Here is a 9,825-nt window from a genome sequence, read left to right as displayed (position 1 = left end):
ACTCGCCATCTGCACCGAGCGACACGTCCGCGTCATCGACGCATTCATCGCCCTCGCCAACGCGATCATCATCGTCCGCAGACTCATCCGCGAGGCCTGGACCCGCTACCGCTGGAACGGCCGACCAACCCGAAAACCATGACCCATCCGTGCAACCTCTAAGTAATGCCGTTCCCGCGCAACCGCGCCCAGCACAATGCGAGTAACAATGATTGTCAAACGCAATTCCGCCGATGTCCACGTTTCAATAGGAGCTGGCCGTCGTAGTCTTGGCCATTTGGATGACGGCGCGTGAACGACGCGAATCGACAAGGGGGCTAACGATTCGCCCTTCACCGTGAAGGGTTACGTTCCTAGCGCGCGGGTGAGCACGATGAACAGCGGCACGGCGGCCAGAACGATTGCTGCTACGACCCAGCTCAGGACTTCGCGTGGCCGCCGCACTACCCCTATGACCGCGAAGGCGATTGCCGTGACCGCGGTGAGGAGCGCGGCGAGGAGGATCGCTAGGGGGCCGTATCTCACCGTGTGGGATTCGAGCCAGTCGCCTGCGAACAAGAAGCGGAAGCCGACGAGGGTAAGAACGATTGAGGCAATGAAGAAAACGACTGCCAGGGCTCGTCCGACCCAAATTGACCGGACTGAGGGCTTAGTTGTCACTGGGGGGCCTTTCTGACAGCGGTATTGTCTGGGTTGTGACGGGTGAAAGAACCCGGGCGGACATCTCCGCGGCGAGCTGCTTCACTGTGTCGCGGTTCTTCTGTGTGGCTCCGAATGCTGTCGTTCGGCTGATCAGCAGGGGCAGTTTCACTGCCGCGTCGCCGGATGGGAGGGTAATGTTCACGGAGGGACGGGTGCCTCGGATGGTTTCGCAATCGTCTGCCGTGACGCTTCGTACCATCGAACTGGGCAGGGATAGCAGCAGCCGAGGTTTCGCGCCCCCCTTGTAGAATCGCACCTCGATCTCGTCAGCGGATACGTCGACGAGGGTATTCAGGGGTAGCTTGCCGTGGATTCGGCCGCTGGCTTTGAGCCAGGCGATAGCATCGAGCAGATTCGCTCCGACAAAAAACTGGCCAACGAACGCGTTCGGTAGCAGGGCACGGAGCTCGGCGAGCCGTCGTGTGTCACGGTGTCGGGAGGCAGCGATCAGGACCAGTGCCCCCGTGGCAACGACGAGGAATGTGACGGTCGCGAGCTTGAATACGTGCCCTGGATCCGGGCCGTCGTTTGCGATCCGGATGATGCGTAGGATCTCGGCGAAGAAAGCCAATATGCAGGAAGCGGAAGAGACTGCTAACGCCTGACGCCGGGCGCGCAGGAGGTGATCAGTTTGAGCCGATGGCTTCGGGGTCATCACTGCGTCCCGTGCGTGCTGGCGGCGCGGGTGTTGTTTGATGACTTCAGGGTCTCCTGAATCTCGCAAGGTCTGCTTTGCGGAGTTACGCGGATGACGAGGGCGGTCATGTACGGCTGATGCAGCGACTGGGCACGGGGCGGAAAATGTAGACAATGCCTCAATACGCCCACCGACCGGTGATCCTCGATTGGCAGTTGCCGATGGTTATCGTGCATTTTCATGTCACTGATCGAGAGCATCGATAGCAGTTCGCGTGGCTGCTGCGACTAGCGGATCGTCCGCCGTAGCGGTCGGGTCATTAGGTACTGTCATGACCACGACGACGATCGGTGCCCTTCCCGTCGGGTAGACCACAGCGATGTCGTTCCTGATGCCACGATCACCCGTGCCGGTCTTGTCAGCGACGGGCCACGCCGTGTCGACTCCCGCCCGGATCGTACCGTCCCCGGTTGTATTGTCGAGCATCTCGTTTCGGAGAAGCACTCGTTGGGCACTACCTAGATCCGATCCGAGCACGACGCCGCGGATATCGTTGGCGAATTGTTGCGGCGTCGTTGTGTCTCGCGCATCATCTGGAAGCGCCTGATTAAGGTCCGGCTCCAGCCGATCGACGTTGGTTGCGTTGTCGCCTAATCCGCGAAGGTACTGCTGGATGACGGAGGGACCTCCGAGCCTGTTCACAAGGATGTTCGCTGCCGTGTTGTCGCTGAAGCGCAGCATCGCATCCAGTAGCTGGCGCACCGTCATCCCGGAGTCGACAAATTGGCTCGTGATGGGAGCGTATGCCAGCAGGTCAGCCGGCGAGTAGTGCACGACCGTCGCAAGATCGGCGGGAGAGGATTGTTGGAGGATTGCAGCGGCGATGAAGGTCTTATTTGTCGATGCGAATGCGAACCGTTCCCCTGCACGGTAGCTGATCACGCGCCCGGTCCCGGTGTCCATGACTGCCAGACCGAGGCGGGCATGATGGCTGTTCTCTAATTCTGCCAGCGCCTGCTTGGCCGAGGTAGTGGCGGGTGCGGTCGATGAGGGTGTCGGCATGGGGCTGGTTGTACACGCGACGAGCCCGCTGGCGACCAGTGCGATTAAAGCAAGAGCTGCTATGGGCCTAAGTTGACGTTGCATTCGTCTAGCCTCGTTCAGAACGGGCATGCTGTCGAAGACCATAAGGGATCAGTTCATGCTGAATTGGCATGGCGTAGCCTTTGACCATGGATCTTATTGCTGCCTGTCGTGTGCTGGCAGAGGTCGACGAAAGAGGCAGCGTCACTCGAGCGGCGGCTGCGCTCGGGGTGGCTCAATCAGTCGCAAGCCGCCGTCTGCTGGCTTTGGAGGAACGCCTTGGCGGCCCCCTTCTGGAGCGGGGGGCCCGCCGAACCGGGCTTACGCCTTTCGGGCGCGGCGTCGCTCCGTCAGCACGGCGACTTGTGCGCCTGGCCGATGAACTCGAAATGGACGCTGAGCGGACGCTTCGTCAACCGGTGATGATCGCCGTACCCGAATCCTGTAGTACTCGCGACCTCGCAGTCGTTGACGCTACCGGTCGCGCTGACGGGATACCCATCGAGTTCATCCGAGCGCCACCGCCGCGACGCGCGGAGCTTGTGTCGTCCGCGATCGTGAGCATTGCCGTGGCCGCCGTGCCCGCGGAAGAAGGCCGCTGGCGCGTCCCGCTCGGGGCGGCCGGTCGACGTGAATACGCAGGCACCCTTCATCTCTCCGCTCTCCGTCGCTCTCGAGTCGTGCGACCTGGCCATGACGTGGACACCGGATCCCGCCTTCACATCACCCCTGAAGACGACTTACCCCATGTGCGAGACGTCATCTCTCGTGCAGGATTCGCAGCTGGGCTCGTCCCTGGCCAGCTACCCATCGATTCGTCCCTCACAACATCTCTTGCAACTGTGCTTTCCACGGGCGATCTCCTGCTCTGCTCGGAATCGGAAGCACGCGACGTCGGATTGTCGTGGCGGCCATTCATCGGGGTGAAGATTGCTCGCGGCTACGAACTCGTAGCCAGTAGCGACCACGACATTCGAAGGGTCGCAGATACTGTTTCGCACGAACTGGGCGCCGCCCTCGGCGCCTCCGAGAGTTCCGCCACAACGGGCCGGATCTTCGATGCGTGATTTTCGCTTACTCCGCGAGGTGCGCGAGGAGCTGGAAGATGCCGGACTTCGCGCGTCAATAGTCGTGCGCGACATCAAAACAAGCAATGAGCTTGCCCTCAACGGCGACGTCCCGACACCCGCCGCGTCGCTGGCCAAGTTACCCCTTGCACTGGCCGTGCTCGACGCCATCGAAACGGGCCAAATCGACGGTGCTGCCAGGCTTCGCGTAGCGCCGGGCTTCGGCACCTCCCCCGGCACCGGGCAGTTTCGGCATGAGGCTCACATCGCGGTCGCCGATCTCGTCTCCCTCGCGATCACGATCAGCGACAACGGCGCCGCCGACGCACTCCTCGATCTGGTTCCGCCAGCAGCAGTCATGGCCTACCTCAGTCGCATCGGCGTTCACGGCATCAACGTGCGACACGCGTTCGGGGACCTCTGGGACACCCCCCTCGAAAGGTTTCAGCCTCAGGACGCGCACCTGGCGCACTCGCTCGCCATCCACGGCAGCACTCCCGCCAGCGGACATCCCGTGCGACAGCTCGACGTCGCTCGCACCAATACAGGGACAGCTATTGGTTGGGCGGATCTGCTCCAAACACTTTGGCGCGGACAAAAAATCGAACCCGCTGTCGCTGCGACACTCCGAGAACACCTCCGAAACAACATCATCCGCCATCGACTCGCGCCAGATTTCGTCGCCGATGACGCGCGCTGGGCATCAAAGACGGGCACCGTCCTCAATCTTCGTCATGAGGCCGGAGTCGTCGAACATTCGGACGGGTCACAACTAGTTATTGTCGCGCTCAGCACCTCCTCCGTACCCGCGACCCAACAGCCGGCGGCAGAGGCGGCCCTAGGGTCGGCGGCGCGCCGGATGCACGACGCTGTGCGATACATCTCGCACCCGTAATCGGTCATCCACAATCGTTTTTCACATCAAGTGCTGCAAACGTTGCGCCACAACCCCGCATTCTCGAGACGACTCGGCAAGTGAACTCGCCCCTTCGTTCTAACCTCTTGGTTGTAGGTAGTTACGTCAGTGTGGTCTTCTCGCTGGGAAGTGCTTCATGGATGTGCTGATTTCGATCGATCTGGAAGGGGTCGCAGGGATTGCGACGCGCCAGCAAACCCTCCCCGGAGGCCGCGACTATGAACGCGCACGAGTTCTGATGACTGCCGAGGCGAATGCCGCCGTGAGGGGAGCATTTGCGGCTGGCGCGGACACGGTTCTGGTGACAGACAGTCACGGGCCGGCGGATAACCTCATCGCGGAACAACTCGACCCTCGCGCTCGATTAGTAGTGGGGGATCCGAAACCGCTTGACATGTTGCAAGGGATCAGCGAAAAGACAGATGTTGTGCTGTTCGTCGGGTACCACGTTGGTTCAGCCGACTCATTCGGCGTGTTGGCTCACACCTTCAGCGGAGGCGCCTTCGCCGATGTGCGGCTCAACGGGTCGTCGATCAGCGAGGCCAAGTTGAACGGGCTGGTTGCCGCCGAGTTCGGAGTTCCTGTCGGGTTGGTCACAGGAGACGAAGGGATCTGTAACGTCGCAGAGAGAGTATTTCCGGGAGTTGTGTGCGTGCCGGTGAAGCAAGCAGTTGGCAGGACCGCGGCGTTAACTATGCATCCCGACACCGCTCGGACCACGGTAGAAGAAGGCGCTCGTCGCGCCGTCGAGGCGGCAGCATCAGGCAGCTTGCGCGCGGCACTCATTCCCAAAACAATTCTCCTCGAGGCTGAGTTCCGGCCAAATGGCGCCGCCGAAATTGTGTCTCTCGTGCCGGGAACACATCGAATTGATGCTCGCACCGTTCAGTTTCGGGCCGAGAGCCCACGCCAGGCACTTGACGTCATAATCGTGTGGTCATATCTGGTCGGCTATTTCGCATCTCGATAAAGAGAATCCACGTGTCCATTACCCTTCCGCGTGCGGGCGTGCCGATTCGGCTCAAGCCGATAGTTGTCCGCCGAAGAACACTTGCGTTTCGACAATCAGGTTGTCCTCTACTCGAGTTAGCTCAATGTTGCGATATGTTCCACCGCTCACCAGTTCGTACTCGTACACCGTCACCACGCCGTGATCGGTCGGCACCATTTCGAGGATGCGCGACTCGGCGAAACGATCAGCCGTGGGGAAGCATCGTTCCATGTAGGTCCCCTTACCAAGGTGATCGTCCTGCGGGCTGGTGAAGACGAATGCTGGGGAAAGAAGTGCGGCACCCGCGGCAGCGTCCGCCCGCTGATATGCGTCGAATGATGACTTCACGATCTCGACGTCAGTCACGGCTCTTGCGTCTCCAATTCGTGAGGGGCAACCAGGATGCGTTCTGCGACGTACACCGTGCCGGTCGATTCCTGCGTCATGGTCCCCAATGTACCGCTCGCCAATCTCGTGGCCTGGCCCAATATTCCCCCGCGTGATGGTGAAAAAGCGCGCGGCAACAGGTTCCGCTCCCGGGCATCCGTCGTAGTCGAAGTCGAAATGTGTCCTCAATTCCTTCTCGGGGAGCAGGCGACACGCGGCTCGATGATCGCTCGCCTGCGGGTGGTCGCTGAGTGCCCGTCGCTTGCGGCTGACGGAGACTGTCCTTATTTCAGAACGAGGTAGTCGCCGAGTCTTCGGGCGCGGGCGAGTAGATAGTCGCGCTCAGGCGAGGATGCGGTTGCTTGGGCGGCAGACCGGTAGGCCTCGATCGCACCAACCCGGATACCGGCTCGCTCCAGCAAGTGTGCACGCACTGCGATCAGTCTGTGCATTTCTGCCTTTAGGCCGTTGTCGGACAGCTGCTCTATGGTGGCCAATCCGGCGGCGGGCCCGTGAACCATTGCCTCGACAACGGCGCGGTTGAGGGTTACGACAGGGTTGCCGCTCACGCGTTCGAGGAGCTTGTACAGGATCAGAATCTGCGGCCAATCGGTTTCCGCGGTGCTCGGCGCCTCGTCGTGCAACGCTGCGATGCTGGCTTGCACCAGATACTGGCTCGGTGGTCTCCCAGGGAGGGTTCGCTCGAGGATCGATACGGCCTCGTGGATGGCGGGCCGGTTCCACAGCGTTCTGTCCTGTTCGTCGAGGGGGATGAGCGCGCCGCGCGCTGTGGTCCTGGCGGCTCGTCGGGCGTCGGTGAGGAGCATGAGGGCGAGGAGGCCAGCCGCTTCACCATGTTCGGGCTGTTCTGCGCAGACGATCCTGGCTAGTCGGATGGCTTCACCGCTGAGTTCGACATCGTGAATTGTCGGCCCTGTGGTGGCGGTGTGACCTTCGTTGAACATCAGGTAAAGAACTGTTAGTACGGGTTCTAGGCGGTCCACAGGGGACGTCGGCGGGGGAAATCGCGCGCCGGTTTCGCGGATGCGGGCTTTGGCGCGGGTGATACGTTGCGCCACGGTGGCCTCGGGGAGCAGGTACGCGTGAGCGATCTGCGCCGTCGTCAGGCCGGCGACAGCGCGGAGCGTCAGCGCGATTTGTGCGGACGGTGGCAACTCGGGGTGACAGCACAGCTTCATGATCTGCAGACTGTCGTCGGGATCCCGGGCCGGCTGCTGTGTAAGCGGATGGGTGAGGGCAGGTGTGTCAGTTCGCGGTCTCGCCGGCGCTTCTCGCTGCGAATCCGGTCGATGAACCTGCGTGTGGCTGTCGTGATCAGCCAGGCGCGAGGATCGACCGGCTGACCCTGCCTCGCCCACTGTTCGTGGGACGCGAGTAGTGCCTCTTGAACTGCGTCTTCGCACAGATCGAACTGCCAGGAGCCGTACCGTCGCAGGAGCGCGCCAAGGACCTGCGGCGTCAGAGTACGCAGCAGGTCCTCGGGTGCGATGCCACTGTTCACATGTTCGCCCCGGAGGAGAACATCACCGGGCGGATCTCCAGAGCGAGGCCCTTGATCCCGACATCCGGGATTAGCTGTGCAAGCTCGATTGCTCGCTCCTTCGATTCGACGTCGAGCAGGTAGTAGCCGCCCATGAACTCCTTCGTCTCCGCGAAGGGACCGTCGATCACCTCGGGTTTGCCGCCGGTGCCACGGATCGTGGTCGTCTGACTGGGGTCGCCGAGAGCGTGAGTGCTCAGCATCTCGCCGGAGGCGGTGGTCTGCTCGATGAAGGCCTGGTGGCCTGAACCGATCGCCTGCTGTTCGTCGGCCGAGAGTGATTCGAGAGCCGACGGGTCGACCTGCATCAGGATTAAATACTTCATGATTGTTCTCCTTATTATTGTTCGTGATTTTATTTGTGGAAAGCGGGAATTGCGCGAAGCGTGATGAAGGTCATCACGGCCATCACGGTCATCACCACCGCGCTGAGGACCGCCACGGTCTGTAGGCCCGAGCAAAACGCAAGTGCCGCTGCATCACGCAGGCCGATTGCCGTGTTTGAGGGTGAGTCCGCCCAGACCCGTGCAGCCCCAGCGATGCTTTCCGTCGCCGCGGCCCGCGCGGCATCAGAGAGTCCGGCGATGTGTGGGAGCCGCAACCTGTAAACGAGCGTCACGATGCTTCCCAGCAGCGCAATGCCCAGCGCGTAGCCGAGTTGGCCGCTCGTCTCTGAGGTGGATGCAGCCGAGGACGCTTTCTCCAGCGGCACCGACCCGACGATCAGGTTGGTGCCGAGGGTTGGCAGCGGGGCTGCGCCGAACGAGACCATTGCGAATCCCAACACCAGAGGCCACGGCCCGGTGGTAGGGGAAATCAGCGCCATGACAATCAGGCCGAGCACAACCAGGCCGAGCCCGCCGCTGATCACCAGTCCCGGTCGGACGCGGCGAGCGATCAACGGCATCACGATGAAGCCGACGACGTTGACAGCGGCGGCGGGAAGGGTCAGAAGCCCAGCGTCCAGCGTGTTCAAACCGGACACCAGTTGGAAGTACTGCGTGTTCAGCATCATCATCGGACCAGTCATCATGGTCATCAGCAGCAGGCTCACCAGCACGACGACGAAGCCGCGGCTTCGGAACATCGCTAGATCCAGCAACGGCTCGCGCCGAACGTCCGCAGAGAGGATGCGCTGCCTGCGCACGAAAACCACGGCGAAGGTCAGGCCGAGGACGACGCTCAGTGTGGAGGGCCATCGGATGCCGACACGGGCGAATTCCGTGAACCCGTACACGACGGGGAGAATCGCCAGGAGTGACAACAGCGCGCTTAGCCAATCGGTCACCCGCACGTGACCGGTCTCGTTGGTCGCGGCCCCGTTGTACTCGTCGAGCAGGATTGGGCCTAACACCACGAGGAGCAGCATCACGGGTACTCCGATGAGGAATACGGGCCCCCACCAGAGCTGGGTCAGAAGCAATCCGCCGATCAAGGGACCCAGGATCATGCCGCCCATGAAACACGCCATGAAAATGCCGATTGCCGCGGAGCGCTGCCGTTCGCTACGGAACATTCCGGTCAGCAGCCCGAAGAGTGCTGGCGACAACGCGGCGGCACCGATCCCCATGACCGACCGTGCACCGATAAGCATCAGCGGCGAAAAGGAGAACGCGGCCGCGATCGAGGCCAGCCCGAACAGGCCCGCGCCCATCAACGCCATCCGCCGTCGCCCAATGCGGTCAGCCACCGAGCCGAAGGCGACCATCAAGCTGGCCATCAAGAACCCGTATGAATCAAGAATCCACAGTTGCTCGCTGCTGTTGGCACCGAGCGTTTCGCTGATCCGCGGCAGGGCGAGGATCGCCACGGAGACGTCAATGGACACGATCAACGCACCCAACGCCAACACCGCCAGACCGAGCCATTCACGAGCGCCTGCCCGCATATCCGCTCTCACAAGATCATTCGGTCTGCTGAGCATGCTCGGCGTTGTGCGGTCGTTCGGTTTCATTGCCGTGGCGTCTTCCTTGAGGTGAACAAGCGAATTCACACTAAGGTCGTCACCACTCGGCAGGATTCGACAGATCGGGCAAAAAAGGTTTCTGCGAGTTCGCAGACCAATCGACCGAGCGCGTCATCAGGCGACCATACGAATCGAAGGCGACCGAACCATAAGTGTCTATGAAGGTTCGGCTTACGGGCATCTGAGATCCACGTTCACGACCTCGAGTTCCTCGGTGGGGCACCTCGGCAATGGAACCGATTAGGCAGGCATTCGGCGAATCAACATCAGGGTTTCATTTGCCGTGGTCTTCGATTTGGACAAGATGAATGGCAAAGACTGCCATCATTACGTATTCCTGCGACACCGCTATGCCTCGAAAACGCGGCGATTTCAGCGGACAACTCGCCTGTCGATCGGACAGATTGAATGGCAAGGGACGCCCCCTGTGTCCTGATCGGGGCGAGTCGTGTTCGTCGCATGCTGATGCGCGCGAGCGATCGTCCCGTCCACCGACACGTTCCCATCGATCAGCC

At 61.5% G+C, this 9,825-nt stretch carries 11 protein-coding genes and 2 pseudogenes; 4 read left to right on the top strand and 9 right to left on the bottom strand.

The window, feature by feature from the left end:
- Positions 1 to 142 (top strand): annotated as a pseudogene (locus ABIB56_RS18075) (IS5/IS1182 family transposase); the annotation flags it as partial.
- A gap of 203 nt (positions 143 to 345) precedes the next feature.
- On the opposite strand, the gene ABIB56_RS18070 reads toward ABIB56_RS18075, so the two are convergent.
- The 3 genes from ABIB56_RS18070 to bla all read right to left on the bottom strand — a co-directional run bounded on the left by ABIB56_RS18070 (position 346) and on the right by bla (position 2,401).
- Entirely contained in the window at positions 346 to 660 is a 315-nt protein-coding gene (locus ABIB56_RS18070) for a hypothetical protein (RefSeq protein ID WP_354570615.1), read from the bottom strand.
- Entirely contained in the window at positions 650 to 1,273 is a 624-nt protein-coding gene (locus ABIB56_RS18065) for a hypothetical protein (protein ID WP_354570614.1), read from the bottom strand. The genes ABIB56_RS18070 and ABIB56_RS18065 overlap by 11 nt, the downstream gene beginning before the upstream one ends.
- Before the next feature lie 309 nt (positions 1,274 to 1,582).
- Positions 1,583 to 2,401, bottom strand: a complete 819-nt coding sequence (bla, locus tag ABIB56_RS18060; RefSeq protein WP_354570613.1) for a class A beta-lactamase — start codon at positions 2,399 to 2,401, stop codon at positions 1,583 to 1,585.
- A 170-nt stretch (positions 2,402 to 2,571) separates the two neighbouring features.
- Here bla and ABIB56_RS18055 point away from each other — a divergent pair, with 170 nt between their 5' ends.
- The 3 genes from ABIB56_RS18055 to ABIB56_RS18045 all read left to right on the top strand — a co-directional run bounded on the left by ABIB56_RS18055 (position 2,572) and on the right by ABIB56_RS18045 (position 5,375).
- Positions 2,572 to 3,489 (top strand): LysR family transcriptional regulator, encoded by a 918-nt coding sequence (locus tag ABIB56_RS18055; protein WP_354570612.1) that lies wholly within the window; start codon positions 2,572 to 2,574, stop codon positions 3,487 to 3,489.
- On the top strand, positions 3,482 to 4,384 hold the full coding sequence (locus tag ABIB56_RS18050; protein WP_354570611.1) for a serine hydrolase: 903 nt from the start codon (positions 3,482 to 3,484) through the stop codon (positions 4,382 to 4,384). Before ABIB56_RS18055 ends, ABIB56_RS18050 begins: the two co-directional genes overlap by 8 nt.
- A gap of 157 nt (positions 4,385 to 4,541) precedes the next feature.
- On the top strand, positions 4,542 to 5,375 hold the full coding sequence (locus tag ABIB56_RS18045; RefSeq protein WP_354570610.1) for a M55 family metallopeptidase: 834 nt from the start codon (positions 4,542 to 4,544) through the stop codon (positions 5,373 to 5,375).
- A gap of 51 nt (positions 5,376 to 5,426) precedes the next feature.
- Here ABIB56_RS18045 and ABIB56_RS18040 read toward each other — a convergent pair whose 3' ends face one another.
- The 6 genes and pseudogenes from ABIB56_RS18040 to ABIB56_RS18525 form a co-directional block, all read right to left on the bottom strand.
- Complete coding sequence (locus ABIB56_RS18040; RefSeq protein ID WP_354570609.1) at positions 5,427 to 5,762, bottom strand: DUF4440 domain-containing protein; 336 nt, start codon at positions 5,760 to 5,762, stop codon at positions 5,427 to 5,429.
- A gap of 305 nt (positions 5,763 to 6,067) precedes the next feature.
- On the bottom strand, positions 6,068 to 6,982 hold the full coding sequence (locus ABIB56_RS18035; protein WP_354570608.1) for an RNA polymerase sigma factor: 915 nt from the start codon (positions 6,980 to 6,982) through the stop codon (positions 6,068 to 6,070).
- Complete coding sequence (locus ABIB56_RS18030) at positions 6,979 to 7,305, bottom strand: sigma factor (protein WP_354570607.1); 327 nt, start codon at positions 7,303 to 7,305, stop codon at positions 6,979 to 6,981. The genes ABIB56_RS18035 and ABIB56_RS18030 overlap by 4 nt, the downstream gene beginning before the upstream one ends.
- Positions 7,302 to 7,670: a YciI family protein gene (locus ABIB56_RS18025; RefSeq protein ID WP_354570606.1), complete on the bottom strand. Its 369-nt coding sequence runs from the start codon at positions 7,668 to 7,670 to the stop codon at positions 7,302 to 7,304. Before ABIB56_RS18025 ends, ABIB56_RS18030 begins: the two co-directional genes overlap by 4 nt.
- 29 nt (positions 7,671 to 7,699) lie before the next feature.
- Positions 7,700 to 9,298 (bottom strand): MFS transporter, encoded by a 1,599-nt coding sequence (locus ABIB56_RS18020; protein WP_354570605.1) that lies wholly within the window; start codon positions 9,296 to 9,298, stop codon positions 7,700 to 7,702.
- A gap of 417 nt (positions 9,299 to 9,715) precedes the next feature.
- Positions 9,716 to 9,825: pseudogene (locus ABIB56_RS18525) on the bottom strand (IS5/IS1182 family transposase); the annotation flags it as partial.

It is taken from the genome of Glaciihabitans sp. UYNi722 (assembly GCF_040549465.1).
In the GTDB taxonomy this organism is placed as follows: Bacteria; Actinomycetota; Actinomycetes; order Actinomycetales; family Microbacteriaceae; genus Lacisediminihabitans.
Note: the sequence above shows the minus strand (reverse complement) of the source record. Positions and strands in the feature narration are given on the sequence as shown.

Excerpts from the sequence above, each read along its gene's own strand:
- ABIB56_RS18050 (WP_354570611.1), top strand. The coding sequence starts at position 3,482 with ATGCGTGATTTTCGCTTACTCCGCGAGGTGCGCGAGGAGCTGGAAGAT.
- ABIB56_RS18045 (WP_354570610.1), top strand. The coding sequence starts at position 4,542 with ATGGATGTGCTGATTTCGATCGATCTGGAAGGGGTCGCAGGGATTGCG.
- bla (WP_354570613.1), bottom strand. The coding sequence starts at position 2,401 with ATGCCGACACCCTCATCGACCGCACCCGCCACTACCTCGGCCAAGCAG.
- ABIB56_RS18025 (WP_354570606.1), bottom strand. The coding sequence starts at position 7,670 with ATGAAGTATTTAATCCTGATGCAGGTCGACCCGTCGGCTCTCGAATCA.
- ABIB56_RS18035 (WP_354570608.1), bottom strand. The coding sequence starts at position 6,982 with ATGAAGCTGTGCTGTCACCCCGAGTTGCCACCGTCCGCACAAATCGCG.
- ABIB56_RS18020 (WP_354570605.1), bottom strand. The coding sequence starts at position 9,298 with ATGAAACCGAACGACCGCACAACGCCGAGCATGCTCAGCAGACCGAAT.
- ABIB56_RS18055 (WP_354570612.1), top strand. The coding sequence starts at position 2,572 with ATGGATCTTATTGCTGCCTGTCGTGTGCTGGCAGAGGTCGACGAAAGA.